Origin of the sequence: Methanonatronarchaeum sp. AMET-Sl (assembly GCF_029854155.1) — an archaeon.
Taxonomy (GTDB): Archaea; Halobacteriota; Methanonatronarchaeia; order Methanonatronarchaeales; family Methanonatronarchaeaceae; genus Methanonatronarchaeum.
The window spans coordinates 1457634-1480990 of sequence record NZ_CP122958.1; the positions used below are offsets into that span (position 1 = coordinate 1457634).

Annotated in this window: 22 protein-coding genes; 7 read left to right on the forward strand and 15 right to left on the reverse strand. The window is 36.8% G+C overall.

Annotation, left to right across the window (positions count from 1 at the left end; translation table 11 throughout):
* Positions 1–175: 175 nt before the first annotated feature.
* Positions 176–1852: a carboxypeptidase-like regulatory domain-containing protein gene (locus QEN48_RS07495; RefSeq protein ID WP_280108280.1), complete on the reverse strand. Its 1677-nt coding sequence runs from the start codon at positions 1850–1852 to the stop codon at positions 176–178.
* A 225-nt stretch (positions 1853–2077) separates the two neighbouring features.
* On the opposite strand from QEN48_RS07495, the gene QEN48_RS07500 reads away from it, so the two are divergent.
* The gene (locus tag QEN48_RS07500) at positions 2078–3070 is read left to right on the forward strand and encodes a hypothetical protein (protein ID WP_280108281.1); all 993 of its coding nucleotides are present in this window, start codon (positions 2078–2080) and stop codon (positions 3068–3070) included.
* 94 nt (positions 3071–3164) lie between these two features.
* Here QEN48_RS07500 and QEN48_RS07505 read toward each other — a convergent pair whose 3' ends face one another.
* The 6 genes from QEN48_RS07505 to QEN48_RS07530 form a co-directional block, all read right to left on the reverse strand.
* Positions 3165–3752 (reverse strand): class I SAM-dependent methyltransferase, encoded by a 588-nt coding sequence (locus tag QEN48_RS07505; RefSeq protein WP_280108282.1) that lies wholly within the window; start codon positions 3750–3752, stop codon positions 3165–3167.
* Positions 3753–3762: 10 nt separating this feature from the next.
* Entirely contained in the window at positions 3763–4635 is an 873-nt protein-coding gene (locus tag QEN48_RS07510; protein ID WP_280108283.1) for a carbohydrate kinase family protein, read from the reverse strand.
* Positions 4636–4640: 5 nt separating this feature from the next.
* Positions 4641–5663 carry a hypothetical protein gene (locus QEN48_RS07515; protein WP_280108284.1) on the reverse strand — a complete coding sequence of 341 codons (1023 nt, stop codon included), beginning with the start codon at positions 5661–5663 and terminating at the stop codon, positions 4641–4643.
* 334 nt (positions 5664–5997) lie between these two features.
* Positions 5998–7035 (reverse strand): aspartate-semialdehyde dehydrogenase, encoded by a 1038-nt coding sequence (gene asd / locus QEN48_RS07520; protein WP_280108285.1) that lies wholly within the window; start codon positions 7033–7035, stop codon positions 5998–6000.
* Between the two features lie 17 nt (positions 7036–7052).
* The gene (locus QEN48_RS07525) at positions 7053–7214 is read right to left on the reverse strand and encodes a 4Fe-4S binding protein (protein ID WP_280108286.1); all 162 of its coding nucleotides are present in this window, start codon (positions 7212–7214) and stop codon (positions 7053–7055) included.
* 206 nt (positions 7215–7420) lie between these two features.
* Positions 7421–8080 (reverse strand): ERCC4 domain-containing protein, encoded by a 660-nt coding sequence (locus QEN48_RS07530; protein WP_280108287.1) that lies wholly within the window; start codon positions 8078–8080, stop codon positions 7421–7423.
* A gap of 358 nt (positions 8081–8438) precedes the next feature.
* On the opposite strand from QEN48_RS07530, the gene QEN48_RS07535 reads away from it, so the two are divergent.
* A complete protein-coding gene (locus QEN48_RS07535; RefSeq protein ID WP_280108288.1) occupies positions 8439–8852 on the forward strand; it encodes a universal stress protein in 414 nt (137 codons plus the stop codon).
* A gap of 83 nt (positions 8853–8935) precedes the next feature.
* A complete protein-coding gene (locus QEN48_RS07540; protein ID WP_280108289.1) occupies positions 8936–9817 on the forward strand; it encodes a mechanosensitive ion channel family protein in 882 nt (293 codons plus the stop codon).
* 86 nt (positions 9818–9903) lie between these two features.
* Here QEN48_RS07540 and QEN48_RS07545 read toward each other — a convergent pair whose 3' ends face one another.
* The 3 genes from QEN48_RS07545 to QEN48_RS07555 all read right to left on the reverse strand — a co-directional run bounded on the left by QEN48_RS07545 (position 9904) and on the right by QEN48_RS07555 (position 12989).
* A complete protein-coding gene (locus QEN48_RS07545) occupies positions 9904–10101 on the reverse strand; it encodes a hypothetical protein (protein WP_280108290.1) in 198 nt (65 codons plus the stop codon).
* A gap of 60 nt (positions 10102–10161) precedes the next feature.
* Positions 10162–10839 (reverse strand): hypothetical protein, encoded by a 678-nt coding sequence (locus QEN48_RS07550; protein WP_280108291.1) that lies wholly within the window; start codon positions 10837–10839, stop codon positions 10162–10164.
* Between the two features lie 107 nt (positions 10840–10946).
* Positions 10947–12989, reverse strand: a complete 2043-nt coding sequence (locus QEN48_RS07555) for a heavy metal translocating P-type ATPase (RefSeq protein ID WP_280108292.1) — start codon at positions 12987–12989, stop codon at positions 10947–10949.
* A 147-nt stretch (positions 12990–13136) separates the two neighbouring features.
* Between QEN48_RS07555 and QEN48_RS07560 the strand changes: the two genes are divergently transcribed.
* From QEN48_RS07560 to QEN48_RS07575, 4 genes are all read left to right on the forward strand, one after another.
* Positions 13137–14192: an alanine--glyoxylate aminotransferase family protein gene (locus tag QEN48_RS07560; RefSeq protein WP_280108293.1), complete on the forward strand. Its 1056-nt coding sequence runs from the start codon at positions 13137–13139 to the stop codon at positions 14190–14192.
* Between the two features lie 66 nt (positions 14193–14258).
* Positions 14259–14738: a riboflavin synthase gene (ribC, locus tag QEN48_RS07565; protein ID WP_280108294.1), complete on the forward strand. Its 480-nt coding sequence runs from the start codon at positions 14259–14261 to the stop codon at positions 14736–14738.
* Between the two features lie 5 nt (positions 14739–14743).
* Positions 14744–15151, forward strand: coding sequence for a 6,7-dimethyl-8-ribityllumazine synthase (gene ribH, locus QEN48_RS07570; RefSeq protein WP_280108295.1), 408 nt, complete (start codon positions 14744–14746; stop codon positions 15149–15151).
* A complete protein-coding gene (locus tag QEN48_RS07575; RefSeq protein ID WP_280108296.1) occupies positions 15148–16296 on the forward strand; it encodes a pyridoxal phosphate-dependent aminotransferase in 1149 nt (382 codons plus the stop codon). Before ribH ends, QEN48_RS07575 begins: the two co-directional genes overlap by 4 nt.
* Before the next feature lie 262 nt (positions 16297–16558).
* Here QEN48_RS07575 and QEN48_RS07580 read toward each other — a convergent pair whose 3' ends face one another.
* The 5 genes from QEN48_RS07580 to QEN48_RS07600 all read right to left on the reverse strand — a co-directional run bounded on the left by QEN48_RS07580 (position 16559) and on the right by QEN48_RS07600 (position 23248).
* Positions 16559–18082: a DUF790 family protein gene (locus QEN48_RS07580; protein ID WP_280108297.1), complete on the reverse strand. Its 1524-nt coding sequence runs from the start codon at positions 18080–18082 to the stop codon at positions 16559–16561.
* A gap of 4 nt (positions 18083–18086) precedes the next feature.
* Entirely contained in the window at positions 18087–19409 is a 1323-nt protein-coding gene (locus QEN48_RS07585; RefSeq protein WP_280108298.1) for a DEAD/DEAH box helicase family protein, read from the reverse strand.
* Positions 19410–19452: 43 nt separating this feature from the next.
* A complete protein-coding gene (locus QEN48_RS07590) occupies positions 19453–20454 on the reverse strand; it encodes a DUF1786 family protein (RefSeq protein ID WP_280108299.1) in 1002 nt (333 codons plus the stop codon).
* A 111-nt stretch (positions 20455–20565) separates the two neighbouring features.
* On the reverse strand, positions 20566–21111 hold the full coding sequence (gene cgi121 / locus QEN48_RS07595) for a KEOPS complex subunit Cgi121 (RefSeq protein ID WP_280108300.1): 546 nt from the start codon (positions 21109–21111) through the stop codon (positions 20566–20568).
* A complete protein-coding gene (locus QEN48_RS07600; RefSeq protein WP_280108301.1) occupies positions 21086–23248 on the reverse strand; it encodes an ATP-dependent DNA helicase in 2163 nt (720 codons plus the stop codon). Before QEN48_RS07600 ends, cgi121 begins: the two co-directional genes overlap by 26 nt.
* Positions 23249–23357 lie beyond the last annotated feature (109 nt).

Sequence of the window (23357 nt, forward strand, 5' to 3'; positions counted from 1 at the left end):
GCTTTCTCAAACTCACACAAAGGTTAATTTTGATAGTTTTATGAGCAAACTAGAGCATTTGAAAATAGTTATTGAATCTGATTCTTCACGCTACCTCCCCAGTTAACTTAAATTCAAATCAGAAAGATAGGGATGGATATGAGGTCCTTACACTTATTCAGGAGGATGGAGGATGTCATTCTGTTACATCTCTAAGTTTAGTTAAGAGTAAGGATGCTCCGATAATTATTGTTAGAATTAGGGTTAGGTTGATACCTGGGGTTTCTCCAACATTTATGGTTATTTTTTCAGTGCCATATTCAATGATTTCATTTTCTGTCTTATATCCATCATTTTTTACGATAACTTCATGTTCTCCGGCTTCATCGAAACTAACCGTAGTTACTCCATCTGAGTCGGTGTATTTATTATTGCCATCTACAATTACTGTAGCGTTTTCAACCGGTTCTCCTTCGTGGGTAACTTTCAGTTCTATCTCCCTATCCACCACTTTATATCCTTGATCGGTTTCAATGGTTACGTCTAGATTTTTTTCTACATATGTGTAGTTGACTTCAGTCTCCATCCAGGAACTATAGTAATTACTGGTATTTTCTTCTTTTTCAGCCCATATATAAACAGTTCCAGATGAGTTATAGGTAAACACTACCTCTCCATTTTCGTCTGTTTCAAGAGTTTTATCTCCTGCCGTAACATTGACACCTTCGATAGGTTCATCATAAATGGTTACATTGTAAACCGCTTTTTCACCTACAGCTACCTCATCGGGGCCGTCTATCTTTAAATCTCCATAATCGCCTTTATATATATCTATAGCTCCAATTTTATCTTCATCAAGATTGATTTCTATTATTTCCAGCCCTGTTCCAGTTGGTGTAAAAGACAGCCAACCAACTTGACCTGAACTATTTTCATCATATTTAGTTGTTGAAGAAACATTGCATTCCTTAAAAGGGCCATTAAAATCGATTTTAAATTCATTTTGAAGTTGATCATCATCTTCGTCTGCCTGTTTTAACAATAGCTTCAATTCATGCGTGGAACCGAAAGGTAGTTCCATCGATAAATCACCATGTCCCTTATCTATTGTCTCATTAAGTATCGGACTGAAAACTTCTATATAAGGGTCTTCGGCCTTTAACAATGGTTCTTCAACAACCGTTGATTCATTGAAACCTGTTTCTTCACAACCAATTCTCCAAAAAATCTCTATAGGTTCAGATGGAGTGAAATTAAACGACATATCTCCATTTTCATCTAAACTAAATCCCTCTCTATCCATTGAAGAATTCCACTCATCAACAAAACTTTCGTTCAATCCATCTTCATCACTACTGATTAACCATAGATTTCCATTTTCAATTGGGGCTTCATTGAAATCCTTTACCGATACATTAATTTGGTATTCTCTGTCGATTCCTGAAGTAGCTATAGATATATCACTTTGTGCATTGATTGTGAACTCTATCTCTGGAGGATGTACATGGAACTTGGTTTCTGTAGTGTTATCATTCCAATTAATTGTTACATTATATTGGCCAGTTTCATTGAAAATAAATCCATTTTTCTCCTCAGGATTAATTGAAAACTCGCTATCATCTATCTCTTCCTCCGTTATGTTATAAAGCTCCATATCTCCCAATGTTATTGAGATCATTGCTTCATCAATTTCTTCGTCTAATGATATGTTTAGAGATTGGTATTTAATGCCAGCTGTTAATTCATCTGGCTCGATGTTATCAGAGTTGCTGGCAATCAATAAACCTTGTGCTGGAGCAATTGATACTATAATTAAGAAAATTAAAGCAGTTGTTAAAATTAAGTATTTTGTTTTTTTAAATCTAATTTCCATTCATTATCCCTCAATTTATCTTACTGAAATCGGTTTTGTTATCTGTTCTTGAGTTGTGTTTTGTGGTTATTTTAGGTTCTCTATATCAATAGTTTTTCATTTTACATTAAATCAAGGAAAAAGTTTCCATCCTTTAGATGGAAGAAGTATGTCAATTTAGTAGTTAACCTTATACTGATTAATTATATAAATCAAATATGAGTTTGTAAGGAGGGTTATAATCATATGAAAACTCTATTTAAACGGAGGTTGAAACTGGTTTTAGGACTGGTTTTATTGGTATCTCTTTTTTCACTTGCTTCAGTCTCTGCGGTATCTGCAGAAGAGGAATTTATAGACCCCCGGATACAGCCGGAAGACATAGTGAAAGGGGATAACGTGTCATTCACATCGCAAGTATGTACTCCGATAGAAATAGTTGAAGGCGATTTCAATGATCCAGAACATTTTGAAAACACTATCGATCAGATAGATCAGTTCGCGGTTTTGAGTTGGAATGAAGAACAATTAACTTATTTTGGTATTGATATGCGGAATGCAACTGTCGAAATACCTGAAAACGGTTTAGAAAACCTTGAAATCAATGATATTTATCTAATAACCGAGGGTGAAACAAACGAAACTGTTGAAGCTGAGTTAGTGGAAGCTGAATACAACCAAATAACCCTTTATGTTGACAGTGAAGATGAAAGATACGGCAGTTTTGAAGTCAACTTTGTCCCAGATCCATATCGTGGTTTTGTAGATGCTGAAAACCAAAGTGCAAATCTATGTTGTATCGAAATGAAATGGAATACAGGTGAAGAAGCAGTTAGTGGTGATTATCACTTCAGACTGTCCTCAATAATAGGATGTAGTTCAAATGCTTTCACTGTCGCTGACGGCCAATTAGATATCTCAGGTCCTGAAGAAGTTGTTGTTGGAGAGGAAGCTGAATACAGTGTTGTAGATCAAGAAGGTGAACCTGTTGAAAACGTGACAATTGAGGCAGATGGATATGAAGCCACTACTAACGAAGATGGCGAAGCTGTAATTGTTTTCGAAGAAACCGGTGTATTCAAGGTAGAGGCAGATAAAACAAATGAATTAATTTACTTAAGCGATGACATGTACACTCAAGTAACATCAGAAGTACCTGGATTCACATTCGTGATAGCGATAATAGCTATATTAGGTGCGGTTGGAGCTTTTGCATTGCTGAATAAAAAAACTGACTAAAACTGACTAAAAGAAGGGAGTTAAGGTAGGTTTTGTTGAGGGGGTTTTGGTTTACCTCCCTTCAAAACCACTTTATCTATTTTTATTTTTGTTTTTATTTTTTCCTTGCTAAGACTTTCACTATAGCTCGTTTTCCTTGTATCGTTTCTTCGATTTTCTCGATGTACTCTATAACGGTTAGTGGTTTTAGTAGTGATAGTAGTTGGCCTCTTTCATATCTTACTTCATCGGTTTCTGGACCGATATCGATTTCTATGTCCGCTTTAATGTGGCTTTCCCAAATCAAATAGCCGCCTTTTTTTAGGCCGTTGATTATTTTTTGGATTTGGTTTTCGTCTTTTATGTGAAAATAGCTAAGCGTTATTAAATCATATTTTTCAGACTCGATATCATATTTTAGAACGTCTGTGTGGATCCAGTTTACTTCAACTTTTTTTTCTCTAGCTCTTTTTTGTGCTATTTTTAATGCTTCGCTTGATAGGTCTATTGCGTCAACTTGATAGCCTTTTTCGGCTAGATAGATTGAGTTTCTTCCTGCTCCACATGCGATGTCAAGGGCGTTTCCTGTGGTAAGTTTTTCAATTTTTTTAGATAGGAATGGTGATGGGTCTTCTCTTCTATGTCGTCCTTTTTTATATCTTTCATTCCATTCCGATTCATCGAACTCTCTATCTTTATTCATATCTTTTTCCTCAATTCTGGTATTCTGGGATGTGGCTTCCTCCTATTTTTTTAAGACATTGTGAAGCCATTTGATTTCCTTGTTTTAAGCAGGTTTCGGGGTTTTTATTTTTAAGATATCCATCTATAAATCCAGCTGCAAAAGCGTCGCCAGCACCTGTTGCATCAACTACATCCACTTTATTTGCAGTTGCTTTATAATTTCCATCCTCTCTATATAACGCTGCTCCCTGACTACCCAGAGTTACGACTACGTTTTTAACTCCGGTTTTAAGTAGTTTATCTGCAGCTTTATCTATTTCATCTTCGACTAGGTATTTAAGTTCATTTTTGCTTAAAAACAGTATATCGATTTTATTGATTATTGGTTTTAGTTTTTTAAGGCCATACTGTCTGCAGAGTGGTCCAGGGTTGTAGCTATATCTGTTTTCTGTTTTTAAGATGTTTTTAGTCAATTTGAGTCCTTTTTCATCCAGAAATGAACTTATATGTATCAATTGGGGTTTTGATAGGTATTTAGGGTCGATTTTCTCTAGTTCTATATTCGAGCCAACCCCGCCATAGGTATATAAAGTTCGGTCTCCTTCTGAATCTACTATACTGATTGCTGTTCCCGTTCTACCTTTTTTCCTCTGAACCATGGTGCTATCTATTCCATTTTTCTCGAGGTGTTTTAGGACCAGTTCTGATTCAACGTCATTCCCAATAGCTCCTATGAAACCAAGTTCTAGGTTGGATTTTGATAGCCATGAAATAGTGTTGTATGCTGAACCTCCTGCTGATTCCTCAATACGGGTTATTGGTGATTCTCCACCTCTTTCTGCCAATTGTTTCGTGAATAAAAGGCGATCCAGGTTTAAGTTGCCGACCCCAACTACATCCATTAAATTCACCCTAAATCTGCAGCTTCTCCTCTAACCACTTTTCTATATCCAAGGTGTTCTGATACAATCTCATCAACTATATTTTCTTCCACTAACCGTATATCCGGTAAAGATGTATTCAATTTAACTAACAACTCTTTATATGGTTTTGGAGCTTTTTCAGGGTTTTTCTTTATTTCATTTATATTTGAAATCCATTTTCTCACCAGTTCTTCAGGTTCGTTAGATCTTAATATCGGTTCAATAAAAAGTATGTTTTCAGAGCCTATTGCAAACCTGGCGTGAGGTACTGCATATTTATTTCCATTAAAAACTATGCTTTTACCTCCGGCCTTCGATATCTCTCCAAGCATTTTGTAGTCAGTGATACTATCCCCCACCACAGATATATCTCTTAGTGGAGTGTTAAGGCTCTCTGAAATTTCTTTAACTGCTTCAAGTTTTTTAGCACCACCGACCACTTTAACCCTCTCTAAAGGATCCCCATACTCTGTTTTAGGTAGTTCTTTAAAGAAAAAATCATCAAGTTTTTTAACAAGTTTATCTTCATCTTCTATATTAACTATCTCTTCACCCATCTCTCTAATTCGTTTTTTAAGGCCTGGTGACAAAGATTCCTGTAAACCCTGAAAATCAATATCTGTACACCAAATATCTTCAGGTGGAACACCAATCCTCTCTCCAATAGTGTGGGCATGATACCTATAGCTAGTGGAGATTATATTAACAACCCATCCACCCTCTTTAAGGCTTCTAACAAGTTCTTTCGACCCATCAACCACCCTAGCTTTATCAGAAATCTCACATACATCTCCCTCATCTATTCCCTCAGCAACAAGAAACGGAGCTATAAGAGATAAAGTATCACCCGGCTCATAACCCTCTCTACCTTCAAGAGAGATAATATCATCAAACCTACTAATCTTCTCAAAAATCTTTTTACCATCATCAATCAAACCCATAACTTCAAATGCATTATCTTGTGGAGATAAAGGCCCCTCTAAATCAAAACAAACAATTTTAGACATATATCTATCCTCCATGAAACGATTAATTTATCTAATCCAAACCAACATCATTTTATCGCACAAAAGACAAAACGATATAGCCAATATAAACCATCTAACCTAGAGCTCTATTGAACTAAAAAAAATTTCTATCCATCATAAAAAGGTAAGATGTTTTTTAATAGGTTTTTAAAAAAATCTATCGTTGTTTTTTTATAAAAAAAGATAACCCTATTTCTCCAGTAATTTGACTGGAGAAAAATTACTTTATTAATTAATTATTTGTTTTGGAAAGGGGTTGGATGTCATTAACTAGTTTTTGAGTTATTTTTGTTTTGTTGTTTGTTTTTTGTGTTTAGATTTTTTGTTTTTTTGCTAGTAATTCGGCGTTTAGTATTGATGCACCTGCTGCGCCTCTTATTGTGTTGTGTCCTAGTATTGTCATCTGGATTTCATTTTCTCCTCGTATTCTTCCTGCGGTTACTGACATTCCATTTTGTTTGTTTCGGTCGAGTCTTGTTTGAGGTCTGTCGTCTTGTTCTGTAATGATTACGGGGTTTTTAGGTGCTGTTGGTAGGTCTAGTTTTTGTGGTTCTCCTTCAAATTTGGCCATTGTCTCTTTTATTTCATCAACGGTAGTTTTTTCTTCGGTTTCGATCCATAGGTTTTCTAGATGTCCGTCTAGTACAGGTACTCTGTTGCAGGTTGCGGTTACGTTGAAGTCTCTGTGTTTTATCTTTCCATCTTCGAGGTCGCCCAACATTTTCTGGATTTCTGTTTCGACTTTGTCTTCTTCTCCACCTATATATGGTATTACGTTGTCAACTATCGCCATCGATGGGACTCCTGTGTATCCTGCTCCACTTACTGCCTGAAGTGTAGCGACTCTCAAGTCGGTGATTCCGAATTCACGTGCGATTGGGGTTACTGGTAATGTTAATATTATTGATGAACAGTTTGGGTTTGTTATTATTGCGCCATCCCAATCTCTTTGTTCTCTCTGGATATCGATTAAATCGATGTGTTCTGGATTTACTTCTGGTATTAATAAGGGGACGTCTTCTGCCATTCGGTATGCTGATGCGTTGCTCGCTACTATGTATCCTTGTTCAGCAAACTGTGGTTCAACTTTTTTGGCTATGTCTGATGGAAGTGCACTGAAAACTATGTCTGCTTGGAACCCAGGTTTGGTTTCAACCACTTCTATATCTCTGACTGAGTTTGGCATATCTTCGTTTAATACCCAGTCAGCGGCCTTGCTGTATCTTTTTCCTGCACTTCTCTCGGAAGCTGCTAGTGCTGTTAAATTAAACCATGGGTGGTCGGAGAGTAAGGAAATGAATCTCTGACCTACCATTCCAGTTGCACCGATGACTCCGACGTCTATATTCATTTTAATTTCTCCGTTTTTTAGACAGGTCCGACTGGACACTCGGTTTCACAGTTTCCACATTCAACACATTTTGAACTATCAACTTTTGCGACTTCTTCTACAGTTACTGCATCTACAGGACATACACTCTCACACGCCCCACAGGAAATACATTCTTCTAAGTCAACTATTGCTGGCATTACAAAAAACCTCCATTAATTTTCGTGATAATTAGATGTTTTTTAGATATATAAAAACTTTCCATTTAAAGGATAGAAAACTACATTAACCACAAATAAACAAAATAGCTACAACAACCTAAACCTTTTAGGTTATTTATTGATTGACATCCTTCATTACCTAAAGAGGGGAAGAAACTTACAACCCTCTCAAACTCTCACAACTGTTAATTTTCTTCTTTATATTCTTTCTTAACGACCTCTATAATTTTTTCAGCAGTTTTTTCTCCAACCCCATCAACTTCCATCAACTCTTCTTTACTTGCAGTGAAAATATTTTTAACAGAACCTAAATCTATTAAAAGGGTTTCAGCAGTTTTAGGACCCACCATAGGTATTGATGAAGCAACATACCTCTGTATTTCACCCATAGATTTTGTAGGTTTACTAGAGTGGGGGTTAGGTGTTTTTGAACTACCAATTTGCTCCCTTTTTGCAATTAATTTAATATATTCCGCTGTTTCAAAACTGTCTTCTGTCCTAATTATTGGGATTCCATAATCGATAGATATCGAGGATATCGCACCTCTAATTGAGTTTATATGTATATCTCGTCCAGCTCTAGTGTCCAACCCTTCAATCACCAAAACTGGACATTCGAAGTTATCACGTAACTCAGATAATTGATCAAAAAGACCTCTATCCCGGTCAACCATCGAAGAAACAAAATCCATTGTTGATTTACGTTCAACACAAGCCCTATCTGACAGCACATAATCTCCGATATCCAGTTTATCAACAACAACCTCAACATCAGACTCTTTTAAGGCTCTAAACACATCACAACGTCTCTCCCTATAATCAACTACAACAGTTGGAAAATCCATCAAAAACCCCCTCTACACCCAAAAACAACTATAACCTCCATAAACCACAATATATCCATTATAAACCAAACTCAACCTCATTCTATCGATTTACATCCATGGTCTCTAATATCAAATATTTTTTTTAGACATACAGTAACAACCTACCCCGCCTGAATGCCCGGGGCTTTCCCCTCGCACTTCCCTAACGCCACCTTACCACCTTAAAATATGGGGGAGGTATTTAGCCCTAACCTAAGATAATTTCTATGTTAACCGTCTTATATTTATTATACATCAAAGTTAATTACTGTATCCATTAAGGAAGAACTAAAAAAAATAATTAATTTGTAAAAATGGGTTAAAGGGGTGTAGTTATTTGAAAATCCTAGCACCGGTCAGGTATCCTATCATCGATCAGAGTAGGAGAACTTTAATTAAAGCAAAAGAAATTGCTGAGGAAAATGATGCTGAACTTATTATACTCTATGTAAATTTATTTCAAGAAGGAGATGACATAAAAAAAATTGAGCTTCGACGAGAAGTTGACAGAATTATAGATGGATACACTGCTCAATATATTGTTAAAGAAGGATTCCTTGTTGAAGAGGTTATTCTTGAAGAAATAGTAAGGCAAAACCCCGATTTAGTTGTTCTTGGTAAAAACCAAGAGTCAAAATGGAAGAGACTACTTAAAAGTTTGATGAAAAAACGGGATATGAACAGATACTTCCTAAACGTTGAAAAATATATAAAAGAAAAAGCAGATACAGAAATCATAGTAGTAGATTGAAATAAATCAAGAATAGTCATTACAACATAAAAATTTAAATACATAATAATCCCCTTTTTTATTTAAAGGATGGAAAAACCATATTGATTGAAAACACTGAATATCTCTGGAGTCAGATATCTGAAGCAGCTTATGCATTCGGTCCCCGACTTATAACAGCTATAGTTGTAGTTTTAATTGGGTATATACTTGCTAAATGGTTGGTTAAACATTTCACAAGACCTATAGCTATATGGCTCAAACGACCAGCACTTGTAAAACCAGCACTTACGGCAATAAAATACTTAATTATAGTAATATTCATATTAATTGGCTTAAGGATCGTTGGAATAGAACTAACCAATATATTGTTAAGTGCAACAATCATGTCCGTTATAGTCGGTGTGGTAGTTGCTCCAATTGCTGCAAACTTTATTTCAGGCGCTTTTTTATTATCTGACCGTCCCTATGATGTTGGTGATCTAATACACATTCCAAATTTAGATCGAACCGGGTTCGTAAAAGAGATAACGATGTCCTATACACGGATATTGACTCTAGAAGACACCTCTCTAGTAGTGCCTAATAGAAGAATGAGGGACAGAGATGTTGAAAACTTCACACAAGGAGATTTAAGAATAAAAAGAACTTTCGATTTCGAAATAAGTTACGACAGCGACCTTGATAAAGCAAGAGAAGTTACTAAAAAAGCTGCAGGCGAAGTTGAGGGCGTAATAACAAAACAAAAACGAGTAACATTAATGTCAACATATTACCCAATAACACCTCAAACAAGGGTTAAAGAATTCGGAGATAACGGAATCAAACTCCAAACAGTATATTGGTTAGAAACACCCTACTACCTCAAAAGGATGAACTCCAAAGTAGCATACAACATATATAAAAAACTAATGGAAAACGATATAGAGATACCATACCCACACCGACAGATAATAATGAATGAAGACAAAACCAGAGAAAAATAAGACCTAAACAACAAAAAAACAAAATAAAAAAATTAAAACCAAATACAAAAAATTAAAAACGATTACGAAACTTCATATAGGAAGTTTTAGCGTTCCTCGATATGTGGTTCAATGATTATCCTGTTTCTGTTTTTATCCACATAGATATCTGCAGTGCAGATAGATAGGTCCAACCCAAGGTTCCTACCAATCTCTCTGGGAACGGTAAGTTTTAGGTATTTTTTTCCATTACTTTCATACTGTGAGAACTTACGTTTACCTATAAAAACGGGTGAACCAATCATACTACCCAGTATTTAGACTAAAGCAAATAAAGTTATCCACTATATTTTCCCAAAATACCTTCAGCTCGGAATTGCTCCTTTAATTAAATAGGATAAGCCTGTTAAGAAAAACGCTGCAGCTACCCAGTAATACAGTAAAGTGGGGTACAAAATAACTAGGATTCCTGCTGCGAAGAGAACTATACCCATAAATATATTCACTACCCGGTTTGTTTTAGGAATTTTGCTTTGAGTTTCATCCATAATATCAACCACTCCAACTAGACTAAATGGACCATAATGGAGTTTTTTATCTACAATAACTGTACGTAACTCGTTTCCAAATATATTCCAGAAATTTTTAAAGAATATTATGTTTAACAGTATTAAAGCAATTATTACAACTGCAGTATACGTAATGGGGTCCCAATAATCTTCAAAATGTGTTAATAATAACCCTAATTCGTCAAAAAACAATCCAAGACCTGTACCATAAAGTAATGCCGCCAACCTATGTATCTTCTTATCTTTGTAGATAATAGCAATCCATCCAGCTATTATCATAAATATAACGCCGTAATAGAAGTGATGAATCATATAGTATTCAAATGGAAAAAAATCCCTACCAGTAGCTATATCTCCCAAATAAAAGACGTAAAGTCTAGCAACTATAAAGGAGATTAAAAAAGAGATAAATATCAATAAAGGCGCTTCTTTATATGTAGTACTATATTCCTCTTCATGTTCTTTAGATTTCATTATTCACACAAAAAATGAATAAACAAATGAGCATAAGGTTTATCTTAAATAACTATATAAATACTTGCTTTACATTAGTTTTTATTTTTTTAATTCAAGGTTTTTTGTTATAGGTCGATTGTCCTTAATCTCTGTGCATTTATGGCTACGATTACTGTGCTTGCAGACATCAATATAGCGCCTATAGCTGGTGATAACAGAATTCCAATCGGTGCTAATACTCCAGCAGCTAATGGTAATGCAAAGACGTTGTATCCTGCTGCATAAACTAAGTTCTCCTTCATTTTACGATAGCTTTTTTTACTTAAATTTAAAACACGGATTACGTCATAAGGGTTGTTTTCAACCAACACGATGTCTGCTGACTCAATTGCTATATCTGTACCACTCCCGATAGCTATTCCAACATCAGCTCTAGTTAGTGCGGGGGCGTCGTTAACTCCGTCTCCAACCATAGCAACTAATTTACCTTTGTTTTGAAGTTCAATGATTTTTTTATCTTTGTCTTCTGGAAGTACTTCGGCAAAATATTTTTTTATTCCAAGTTCATTTGAAACATATTTAGCAACCTTTTCCGAATCTCCTGTCAATAGAGCTATATCTATATCCATTATTTTTAATGCTTCAACGGTGTCTTTGCTTTCGTCTCTAATTTTATCTGCAAGTGAGACAGCAGCCAAAACTTCTTTATCTTGAATTAAATAAACGACTGTATGTCCATTTAAACCAGCTTTTTCACTAAAAGTAGTGATTTCTTGAGTTGGTTTAACGCTCAGTTCTTTTAATAGGTTTTCACCCCCTACATGCACCTCTTCATTTTCATAGGTGGCTTTGACACCTTTGCCTTTAATTGCTTTAAAGTTTTCAACACTTGGTGTTTCTATATTTCTTTCTTTAGCTGTTTTTGTTATTGCTTTAGCTATCATATGCTCTGAATCTGATTCAACAGCGGCCATCATCCTTAAAGCTTCTTCCTCACCTATTTTAGGTGATGTTTTTATTTCAATAACTCTCTGCTCTCCAACAGTTAATGTTCCTGTTTTATCAAAAACTACTATATCTACATCTCTAGCTATTTCTGATGCAATTCTATCCCTTATCAAAATCCCGTTTTTAGCAGCTATTGTTGTGTTTATAGCTACAACAAGAGGAATTGCTAGGCCTAATGCATGTGGACATGCTATTACCAAAACCGTTACAACCCGTTCAACAACATCAATCCCAAATCCAATTGAAATCGTCCATGCGATACCGGTTATTATAGCCATAAAGACTGCTGCGTAGAACAACCAGCCAGCAGCTCTATCAGCTAAAACCTGTGTTTTAGATTTAGTTTTCCGTGCATCTTCCACCAAACGCATGATTCCGGCGAGAGTGGTTTTATCTCCAGTGGCGTTTACTCTAACTCTTAAACTACCATCTCCGTTTAACGTACCACCAACCACCTTGTCGCCAGGTTCTTTTCTAACAGGGTTTGATTCCCCTGTTATCATCGATTGATCAACTTTAGTACTTCCTTTTTCAACAACACCATCAACTGGTATGTTCTGGCCTGGCCTCACTAAGACTAAGTCATCTTCCTTAATTTTATCTAATTCAACTAGTTCTGTATCTCCAGAGCTTGTTATTACCTCGGCTTTTTCCGGCATTAAATCAGCAAGTTCATCTAAAGCCCCTGATGCACGTCTAACGCTACGCATCTCAATCCAATGGCCTAATAAAAAAATCACGATTAGGGTAACAAGTTCCCAATACAAGGTCATTCCAATATCGAAGATTGAAGCGAAAATACTGTATGTGAATGCAACCATTATCGCCAGTGAAATCAACATCATCATTCCTGGTTCCCTGTTGCGAGCCTCGACAACCCCCATTTTGAGGAAGGGGATTCCACCAACTATGAAAACGGTTGTGCCGAAAAAAATAGGTATATATTCACTGCCAAGAAAGATCGGTGGTGCATAGTTGAACCAGTCTTGGATTGTTGGGCTGTAAATCAAAACGGGTATGCTTAGGAAAAATGATATTAAAAATCTTTTTTTGAAAAGTTCTTCATGTCCGGAGTGGTTAATCTGAGTTTTATTTTTTTCATGTTTTTCTTTATTGCCGCATATTCTGCAGCAACTGCATTCCTCATTTTTTTGTGACATTTCAAAGCCTAAATATTTTATTTAAGTCAAGCAAATATTCTTTGTTTTTAATTATCTTTGTTTTTCTGGTTTATTAGTTTGGCAAAAAGATAAGGTTGGTTAAGGATAATTTGAAGTTGTTTTGGTTCTGAATATTGGTGAGTAACTATGAAGTTGTTTATACCTGGTCCGGTTGAAGTTCGAGATGATCTTCTTGAAGTTATGTCGGATCCTATGATTGGTCATAGAAGTCCTGAGTTTTCTGAGCTATATGATGAAGTTGTTAATGGGTTGCAGAGGGTTATTCAGACTGATAATGATGTTTTTATCTCCACTTCGTCTGCTACGGGACTTCTAGAGGCTGCTGTTAGAAACACTGTTGACAAGAAATGTCTTAATCTATCTAACGGTGCCTTTGGGGATCGTTGGCATGAGATCACTGAGCGGAACGGTAAAGAATGTAGGAAACTTGAGTTTGAGTGGGGTAAGCCTATAGATCCTGAAGTCGTTGAAGAAGCTTTTGATGAAGAGTTTTATGATGTTGTGACTGTTGTGCATAATGAGTCTTCAACTGGGTTAATGAATCCTGTTGAAGAGATTTCAGAGGTTATTCCAGATGAGACTTTATTGCTTGTTGACACAGTCAGTTCTATGGGTGGTGTTGACTTCCCAGTAGATGATTATGATGTAGATATCTGTGTTTTTGGTACACAGAAATGTATGGGTTTGCCGCCAGGCCTTGCTTTCTGCTCTGTCAGTGAAGATGCTATTGAAAGGTCGATTGATGTTGGGGATAAGGGATATTATTTCAGTTTCGATATTTTCAGGAAATATAATGAGAGACGTCAGACTCCTACAACTCCAAATATATCGCTTTTGTATGCATTGAAAAAACAACTTAGTTATATACTTGAAGGGGAGGGGCTTAAATCACGTTGGAAAAGACATTCTGTTATGGCTGAAACAACTCGAAGTTGGGCTAGAGAACATTTCGATGTCTTTCCTGAATCGGGGTATGAGTCTGAGAGCCTAACAGCGGTTGAAAACACTAGGGATATAGATGTTTCTAAAATGATTTCAAGATTAAAGGCTAAGGGCTACGTTATCAGCAATGGATATGGTGATTTGAAAGAGAAAACTTTTAGAATCGGCCATCTCGCAGATCGAGAGCCCAGAGAAATTAATGAACTTCTCAACCTTATTGATGAGATACTTAATTTATAAGGTATATTTGTAACGATTTATCTGGGTTTAGTTATAGACGGCTGTTGTTTGTTTCAGGTGTTTATTATGGGTGTTGGCGGTAAAATTAAGGTTGGAGTTGCGGACACAACGTTCGCTAGATACGATATGGCTTCTGACGCTATTGATGAGATTGAAAAGAGAGCTTCCGTTGAGGTTCTGAGGTACACAGTTCCTGGAGTTAAGGATTTACCGGTAGCTGCTAAGAAACTTATAGAGGAGCGTGGAGCCGATCTAGTTCTAGCGTTTGGGATGCCTGGTCCGGAAGATATCGATAAGATGTGTGCAGATCAAGCTTCTAATGGGTTGATTCAAGCCCAGTTGATGACTAACACCCATGTTTTAGAGGTTTTTGTCCACATGGATGAACTTGATAGTGATAAAGAACTTGCTGATCTTGCGGAGAAACGTGCAAGAGAACACGGTAGAAATGCAGTAAAGTTATTACTTAAACCCGAACATTTAACAAGAGAAGCAGGTATGGGTGAAAGAGAAGGGGGGCCTGATGTAGGTCCATTGTTTAGGTGATATTTATGTCTGTAAAACTTGGTTTCGTTATATCTGAATTTAATTACGATGTTACGGAGAGCATGCGGGAACTTGCAGAGAGGCACGCTGATTTCTTAGGTGCTGAAGTCGTTGAAGAGGTTTTTGTGCCAGGTGTTTTTGACATGCCTTTGGCTATTAAGAACCTATTGGAAACGGATAAAATCGATGCTGTAGTCACATTGGGTTGTGTAATTGAAGGGCAGACCGATCACGACCAGGTTGTTGCTTCTCAGACCTCGAGAAAGATTACGGATTTATCTCTTGATTATGATAAACCGGTTTCGTTAGGAATAAGTGGTCCTGGTCAAACAAGGCATGAGGCACAGCAAAGGGTTGATTATGCGAAAAGAGCTGTTGAGTCAGCTGTAAAGATGGCTGAGAAAGACCTATGAGCCGAAAAATTTCACGCAGGGTTCAGAGGATTGAATCCTCTGCGACTCTCAAGATGGCGGATCTTGCTAAAAAGCTTCGTAGAAAAGGAGAGGACGTTATTTCCCTAGGTGTGGGTGAACCTGACTTTGACACTCCATATAACATAAAAGAGTGTTCTAAACAAGCTTTGGACGATGGTTTTGTTCATTATACTGATTCAAAAGGTATTCCAGAGTTAAGGGAGCTTTTGTCTGAAAAACTCAGTCGAGATAACGGTATTAAGAAAAAACCTAGTGAGATTATCTTAACTCCAGGAGCTAAGTTTGCTATATTCCTTGCCTGCCAGACATTGCTTGAAGATGGGGATAAAGCTTTGTTGTTTGACCCTTCATGGGTTTCATACAAAGAAAGCGTAAAGATGACTGGTGCCGAGGTAGAATGGTGTTCAATGAATGAGGATCTCCGGCCATCAGTTGAGGAGTATAAAGATATTCTTGAGTCAGAAAACATCTCTATTGTTGTTTTAAACAGTCCCTGTAATCCAACGGGCCAGGTTTATAGTGAAGAAGAAGTTCGTGAATTAGTTGAAATTGCTTTAGATAATGATGCAACGGTTCTTTCAGATGAGATTTATGAAAAGATTGTTTACAACCGTGATCACTATAGTCCTGCATCTGATTATCAGGATGTAGTGACAATTAATGGTTTTTCTAAAACCTATTCCATGACTGGATGGCGTTTAGGCTATATTGTTGCTGATGAAGACCTCATTAACCAGTTTATAAAGATACAGCAACATTCTGTTAGTTGTCCAACCTCATTTGCTCAAAAAGGTGCTTTATGTGCTCTTAATGACCCTGTGTCTGATGAAGTAGTTAGTGAGATGGTTGAGCGTTTTAGAGATCGTAGAGATCTGCTTGTGGAGGGATTGAACTCTTTCAGTGAGGTTGAGTGTGTTACGCCTGAAGGTGCGTTTTATGCATTTCCCGATGTTGGAAGGGATTCAGATATGGTTGCTGAAAGATTGCTCAGAGAGTGTCATGTAGTTGTTACTCCTGGCTCTGCTTTTGGAGAAGATTCTAGAAACAATATCCGTATTTCTTATGCGAGGTCTGAAGAACGGATAAAGGAAGCTTTGGAGCGAATGGAAGAAATATTTGATTAAACATTTAAGAAAACTATGGGTCTTAGGAATTGATTCAGATGAATAACTATTTTAGTTAAGTTTAGTTAAGTTATTTTCATAGGTTCTATTTTTTATTCCTGAGACCTTTTAAAAAAAACGTTTTTTAGTTTTTTAGAAATTTAAAAAGAGGTTGAGAGGTTTCTTTTATGGGTTAGTTTTCTTTTAGGGATAGCTATTATCTTTCACTGTAGAAGTGTTTGGGGGGTTGTTTGTTTAGGAGGTTTTTGGTTAACGGAGGTAGTTAGTCCTTTTTTTGTTTCTTGGGTGTTACTTGAACGTCTTCTGGGTTGAAAGATTTCCATTTTGCGGTGTATCCTAGTTTTTCTAGTGATGATTCTGTTAAGTTATGTTTTTTTAGTATTTTTTTGACTTTTGGTAGTTTTTTGTCTGAGAGTTTGTTTATTTCTGTTTTTATTTCTTTTATTTTGTTGGGTGGGATGTATTTGTTTTCGCATACTGCTCCTTGATGTTTTTTTAGTTTCTTTTTGATTGTTTCTGGGGGTACGTTTTTTTCGTTAGCTTTCTTTTTTATGTCTGTTATTTCTTTTTTCTCTGTGATGTCTGTTACATCTATTTTCTTTATCTGTTGGTTAACTGCTTCTTCTTCAAGTTTTTCCATTCTTTTTATTATTTTTTTAAGTGGGATTCTTTTTTTATAGAAAAAAACTTCTTCTGCCTGATTGAAATCTTGTTTAGTGCATTTTAGGTTTTTGTTTACGGCTAGAATTACTGGTTTATCTGCTTCCATGTTTTTGACTTTCTTAATCTTCTTTTCTATGTATTCGGGAGTCCAGAAACCAACAACCTCTAGGTAGAATGATTTGTTGTATTTTTCGAAACTGAAGTCAGGTATCATTACGCTGTTTCCTGACTTTATTATTGTTGGTTCTCTTTTAATTTGCCAACCGGTTTTTATTTTCTCTAGCCTGTTTGCAAGGTCTCTCTCAACCTCACTGTCGAAACTTTGTTCTTTATCTGTCTTCATGTATGGGAAGTAGTCTTGTTTTGAGTCATCAAGATGGAAATTGTATATTCTTGGTTCGCCTCTATCTTTTTTCTCTATTTTGGCAGATACTTTCCAATTACTGGATTTCATTATGTATGGTAGGAGTCTTGCAAGCTGGTTTCCATATTTACGGGTTTTTTTAAATAAAGAGCCAGGGCCTGTAACCTTTATGTCTAGATTGGGGTTAACGGTGTACATCAAACCGAGGTATTTAAGAATTCCAAATATCTGTCTATAGTTATCTGTTACATTGAATTTAATTTCTAATGCATCGAAAAGTAATGTTTGTGTGGCTGATAGGTTGTATTGTTTAATTAGGTTTGTTGGGTTTCTATTTACGTTTGTTTTTAGGATTTCGTTTTCTTTTCTGTCTGCCCAAAACCATTCTTCTACTTCCAATGGATCTATGTTGTATTCTCTAGCTGTTTCTCTGATTAATCGATCTCTTTCTTTTTTGTCCGTTACATATCCCTTGCTGTATAAATTGCTTCTTATCTCTTGGGGTGGTGTTTTTGCTTTGTTTTCGAAACTGCATCTTCTTTCTATTAATGCGTGAAGTGCTCTTAAGAACTTGAAGTCTTGGTGTGTTTCATGTGATTTAACGGCTTCTTCTATTTCTCCTCTCGACCTACCAGTTTTGAATTCATTGATTACTGTCCTGGCTTCTTCTATATGTTTTCTGGGTTCTCGGTATCGAGGTTTTATCTCTGTTCCTTTTTTCTTGGTTTCTAGTAGTTTTTTAGTTAGGATTGTTAACACATCCTTATTCTCGTTTTCTTCTACTTGAGGTGCGTAGTTCGGTTGTGTTTTTGGTGACTACTTCGTATAGGACTGTGTCATTTCCGGAGGGCCTTAATAACCTACCTAATCTTTGTCTATATTCCCTTTTGCTTCCGGTTCCACTGAGTATTATACCTATGTTTGCGTCTGGGACATCTACTCCTTCATCAAGTACCTTTGAACTTACAATCGCTGGATAGGTGTCGTCTTTAAATTTATGTAAAATCGATTCTCTTTCTTTTTTATTTGTTTCATGTGTGATGGCGGGGATTAAAAACCGTTTAGATATTCGGTATACCATGTCATTGTAACGTGTAAATATGATTATTCTGTCTTCTTGGTGTTTTTTAAGTAGGTTGGCAAGTTCCTGGATTTTGGCTTCAGAGCTATATGCGATCTTCCTAGCTCTGTTTTTTGCTCTAACGGCTCTCCAAGCTTCTGGGTCATTTCCACTACGCATTACAACTTTCTTAAAATCTCCTGGCCCATTCATCTGTATATTTCTTGACCTTAGGTAATTTCTGAATATAGATGTATACTCTTCGTATCTCTTCGATTCTTTTTCGGTTAACTCAACTCCTATAACTTCTGTTCTATAGTCTGAGAGGTATTGGCCGGTGAGTTCGTCAGTGTCAACTTCGTATACTTTGCCGCCGAGAAGGTTTGACAGTTCATGGTGTAGGTCGTCTTCTCTTTCGTATGTTGCTGTCAACCCCATTCTATGTGGTGAGGCAAAGAACTCAGCAATGTGTCTATATCCCTCTGAAGGCAGGTGGTGTACTTCATCGAACAGAATCATCTTAAATTTATTACCGAGTTTTTCAGCATGTATGTATGCTGAGTCATATGTTGAAACTGTTATTGGCTTTAGTTTTTTCTTTCGACCTGTATACTCACCTGCAGGTAGATTTTGCTCCTTTAATACATCTATCCATTGATCTACCAAATCGAGTGTAGGTACCACTATAAAAGATGGTGAGTTTATTTTAGATATGGCGCCAATACCAACGTATGTTTTTCCAGAGCCTGTTGGGAGAACTATAACTCCTCTAGTGAACTTCATCCACTGGGAGATTGCTTCTTTTTGATATGGTCTTAACTCTACATCGAATTTAAAATCTGACATAGGTATTGTGTCTAAAACACGGTCTTCATACTGGATTTCTGATTTTTCTAGGTAATCTTTGATATCTCGATATCTATAGGCCATTGCACGTAGGTTGTCGGTTCTCTCATCCCACTTAGTGTATGGGAGGTTGTATTCTCCTTCAATAGCTATTGTTCCTTTATCATACTTTAAAAGCATTTTTTATCAAATCTGGATTTATTCATATATTTAGAACAATGGTTTAGTTTTTGTTTTGTTCCTTCAGTTTGAATGATTTGTATATTCCAACCGCTCCAGACATCATGACGTCACCTATTGGGTGGGCATATTCAATGTTTATTGTGTTGGGCATTACGTCTCTTCTTGGACCAGTAACAATTATTTTTTCAGGCTCTATAGATTCGGAGACATATGCTCCATGGCCTCCATCTCCAAAAACTTCGTCATCGGTTATTTCTCCATGGATCAATTTATCAATCAACTCTGTTATCCTGTCATCATCTAGCATTCTGGTATGGTGTTCAAACAAACCAACCAATTTATTTTCTTTAATTGAAGCCGCCATGAAATGGCCGTTTCCAGCGTCAACAACAATTTCATCTCCACCTTGATAACACCCGATTATTGCAGCTATTTTAGAGTCTAATGCGATAGATTCATAACTTGATAACTGGCTTAATGCACTGTCGATTCTGCTGAACCTACCTGTTTTTTCTTTAAAAACAAGGTCTTTTAGCAGGCCTTTTTCTTGAATAACCTCTTTGAAATAACTGAATCTATATCTCCTGTCAGATATTCCTTCAGGCGCAACTCCATGGTCTTGCACGCCTATACCTATCTTTTCTGGCTGTTTGATTTCTATTGAATCTAAAAAACCATGTATTTCATCTAACAAAAGGTCTCCCATCTCAACCTTTGTATACCCATTATAATCTTGAACTTCCTCTTTATCGATTATTTTAATACCCATATCTCTAACAAAATCTAGGTTGTCTGAAAGGGTTCGAGCCGCCTCTTCAACCATAACAACATCATTTGACCTAACATGGTTCTTTATAACCTTAGAAACAGGGCCTCCACCCATCGTGTTGCCAGTGCATAGAAGGTCTCCTTCAACCTGTCTTATTTTATCTGCAACTATCCTTGTAGGAGATGGTAAAACCATTTTAACAACATTTTCATCAAGCTTATCAGTTAATAAAACGTCCTGTGTTCCCTTTCCTACATCAATTGCTAATGTCAATGGCCCTAACCCATCATGATTAGAAAACAAAAAAACACCTCAAGATACTAATTGGTTCTTTAATTACAAATCTTTATTCAAAAAAAATATCTAAAAACTGTAGAACTATCTTTATTTCTTTGTGTCTAAAAGAGTTACACGCTCTAAAACCAATAGAGGTATTTTATCACTACCGATTGCTCTTAACTCTTCTTCTGAGATATTGTATATCTCCTTGATTTTATTTATCTTCTCTTTTTTATATTCAAGTAATGAGTTATCGATATTTAAATCAAGTTTTTGCTTGAGAGATTCCCAATCAATGTCTCCAATTCCTACAAAACCTACTTTCTGTTTACCTTCTCCAACACCTGCTTTTTCTATAGCTTTATCTATCTGTCTTTCACCAACTATGTAGAGAAGCATCTCCATACTTAATGACTTTGAAATCGGCTCGTTGTGCCAGGACCTAATTGCTTTCTCCGCAGCGTGTTTAAGGTGTTTTTCACCGGCTATAATATCTGCGTTAACAGCTTGAATAGCTCCATCACCTCCACAACTATTCAATGATTTTAGAAAAACATCTAAATCTTCTATATATAATCGACCGGCCTTAACTTCTACTTCAATTTTATCAACACTGATCAATTGATTACTGTCCTTTCTTTCTAGAACCATTTCTATCAAGCTCCCTACGAATCTTATCAACTGTTTTCGGGCCCACGCCATCTATCTCTTCAATCTCTGTTTTTTCGTCAATCAAGGTATGTAGGTCTGATTTAGTTCTATATCCATTTCTATAGAGCTCTCGAGCTCTGACTCTACCGATACCTGGGATGCTAACAAGGTCTGATAACTCTCTCTTCACTCCGTACTGCATTCTTCTCTCAAGATCTCTAAGCTTATCTATATAGAGGGATAATGACATTTTCGATAACTCAGCAGCAGAATGTAACAACCATTCAGCTGTTCCAGCTTTACGCCGTATGTCTCCAGAACTCACTCCATATCTATCACAGATCTCATCGTCATCTATTTCCTCAACCCAGTCCTTTAAAAGCATTGAGGTCTTAACTTCACTCAAGAACCAATCATCCATCTCCCCTCTCTCCCTGAGTCGGGGATTTTCTTTAAGAAAAGACTCAACATGTGAATAATCATTCTTTCTCATATACAAAGTATCCATATCTGGGGTTTCACATACCATGTGAAGAAACTCAATGTCATCCTTCATTTCACGGCCTGAAAGTCGTTCTAAAATCCTGGAAGCACTTAAAGGATCTATATACAACTCGGAAACCCGTTTACCTATCGCAGTAGAATCTAACTCTTGGTTATCGCTAAAACCAAAACCACTGGCCTCAATAAATCCTTCAGACTCAAGAAAACCAAGAACCCTCTTAACCAATAACTCAATATCTTCAGAACGGTTCTGTATTGAGAAAAACGTACGTCCAATGAAATCCATCAACTCATTATAACTACCAGCAAAACCCGAAGCTATTGTAGATAACACATGTGACCTTAAAGCAGGTTCAGAAGCAAGTTTTGAAGAAATATCTTCACTATCACCTACAATATATCGATCAATAAGCTGGTCTCTCTCAACCTGGTTTTTAGCTATCAATACAGCCTCACCATATGGATCCATTCCAGGTCTACCAGCACGGCCAAACATCTGTTTAACATCAAGAACAGGTATAGGCTTCATACCATAATTAGGGTCATACCTCTTGTAATCCCTAACAACAACACGCCTCGCAGGTAAATTAACCCCCCAAGCCAACGTTGGAGTGGAACAAATAACCTTTAAATCACCATTTGAAAAAAGACTCTCTATACGCCTTAAATGCTTATTTCTCAATCCAGCGTGATGAAAACAAACACCCCTCTCAACATAACGAGCAAGCCGTTCCTCCTCATCAGTAACCCCCTCAATATCTCTAATTTCATCGGCAAGACCCATCAAACGATCTTCTTCCTGTGGAGATAGAAGATCGTCAAGAGAACCAACAACACGTCCAGCAGCCCCCCGAGAATTACGTCTCGAAGAAGTGAAAACAAGAGCCTGACCACCCTCAAGAACAGCATCCCTCACAACAGAAGTTGCAACATCATCTTCATCTGACCCAACCTCCTTCTCACCATCAAAAGGAAAATCAATTACATCATCAAAAACAACCCCTTCCTTAAGTTCAATCGGCCTCCAATCACTCTTAACCAACCCCGCATCAAGCCAACTAGCAATCTCCCCAGCATTACTGATAGTTGCACTTAATGCAATAACCTGAGCCCCAGGATTCATCATCATTAGTTTAGCAAGAGTAACCTCAAGAGTAGGCCCCCTCCGATCGGAATCAACAAGATGAATCTCATCAGAAACAATAACATCAATCTCACTAATCCAATCTGTACCCAACCTTAACATCGAGTCAGCCTTCTCACTTGTAGTAACAACAACATCGCGATCCCTTAAATAATCAGCACTACGGTCATAATCACCAGTAGCAACCCCAACACTAAACCCAAACCTCTCATACTCCTTAAACAACTCATATTTCTCATAAGCAAGAGCTTTAAGAGGAACAATATAAAGAGCCCGCCCCCCAGAAAAAATCGAGTTTAAAATAGCCAACTCAGAAATCAAAGTCTTACCACTCGCAGTAGGAACAGCCAAAACCAAATTACAGCCATCCAAAACACCAGACCTAACACCATCAACCTGCGGAGGATACAACTCCTCAATACCTCTCTCCCTAATTATCTCCAAACCTTCCTCAGGTAAACCAAAATCCAATAAATCATCAACATTCATAACAACAAAACCCAACCACAAACTAAAAAACCAAAATTATAAACGAAGAAATACACCGCTAAAAACATATTATCAAATAGACTATTCAATCTTACCCAACAAAATGCCT

What these genes read in the sequence shown, in the direction of transcription:
- QEN48_RS07495 (WP_280108280.1), bottom strand. Translation starts at nt 1,852, where the DNA reads ATGGAAATTAGATTTAAAAAAACAAAATACTTAATTTTAACAACTGCT.
- QEN48_RS07500 (WP_280108281.1), top strand. Translation starts at nt 2,078, where the DNA reads ATGAAAACTCTATTTAAACGGAGGTTGAAACTGGTTTTAGGACTGGTT.
- QEN48_RS07505 (WP_280108282.1), bottom strand. Translation starts at nt 3,752, where the DNA reads ATGAATAAAGATAGAGAGTTCGATGAATCGGAATGGAATGAAAGATAT.
- QEN48_RS07510 (WP_280108283.1), bottom strand. Translation starts at nt 4,635, where the DNA reads ATGGATGTAGTTGGGGTCGGCAACTTAAACCTGGATCGCCTTTTATTC.
- QEN48_RS07515 (WP_280108284.1), bottom strand. Translation starts at nt 5,663, where the DNA reads ATGTCTAAAATTGTTTGTTTTGATTTAGAGGGGCCTTTATCTCCACAA.
- asd (WP_280108285.1), bottom strand. Translation starts at nt 7,035, where the DNA reads ATGAATATAGACGTCGGAGTCATCGGTGCAACTGGAATGGTAGGTCAG.
- QEN48_RS07525 (WP_280108286.1), bottom strand. Translation starts at nt 7,214, where the DNA reads ATGCCAGCAATAGTTGACTTAGAAGAATGTATTTCCTGTGGGGCGTGT.
- QEN48_RS07530 (WP_280108287.1), bottom strand. Translation starts at nt 8,080, where the DNA reads ATGGATTTTCCAACTGTTGTAGTTGATTATAGGGAGAGACGTTGTGAT.
- QEN48_RS07545 (WP_280108290.1), bottom strand. Translation starts at nt 10,101, where the DNA reads ATGATTGGTTCACCCGTTTTTATAGGTAAACGTAAGTTCTCACAGTAT.
- QEN48_RS07550 (WP_280108291.1), bottom strand. Translation starts at nt 10,839, where the DNA reads ATGAAATCTAAAGAACATGAAGAGGAATATAGTACTACATATAAAGAA.
- QEN48_RS07555 (WP_280108292.1), bottom strand. Translation starts at nt 12,989, where the DNA reads ATGTCACAAAAAAATGAGGAATGCAGTTGCTGCAGAATATGCGGCAAT.
- QEN48_RS07560 (WP_280108293.1), top strand. Translation starts at nt 13,137, where the DNA reads ATGAAGTTGTTTATACCTGGTCCGGTTGAAGTTCGAGATGATCTTCTT.
- ribC (WP_280108294.1), top strand. Translation starts at nt 14,259, where the DNA reads ATGGGTGTTGGCGGTAAAATTAAGGTTGGAGTTGCGGACACAACGTTC.
- ribH (WP_280108295.1), top strand. Translation starts at nt 14,744, where the DNA reads ATGTCTGTAAAACTTGGTTTCGTTATATCTGAATTTAATTACGATGTT.
- QEN48_RS07575 (WP_280108296.1), top strand. Translation starts at nt 15,148, where the DNA reads ATGAGCCGAAAAATTTCACGCAGGGTTCAGAGGATTGAATCCTCTGCG.
- QEN48_RS07585 (WP_280108298.1), bottom strand. Translation starts at nt 19,409, where the DNA reads ATGCTTTTAAAGTATGATAAAGGAACAATAGCTATTGAAGGAGAATAC.
- cgi121 (WP_280108300.1), bottom strand. Translation starts at nt 21,111, where the DNA reads ATGGTTCTAGAAAGAAAGGACAGTAATCAATTGATCAGTGTTGATAAA.
- QEN48_RS07600 (WP_280108301.1), bottom strand. Translation starts at nt 23,248, where the DNA reads ATGAATGTTGATGATTTATTGGATTTTGGTTTACCTGAGGAAGGTTTG.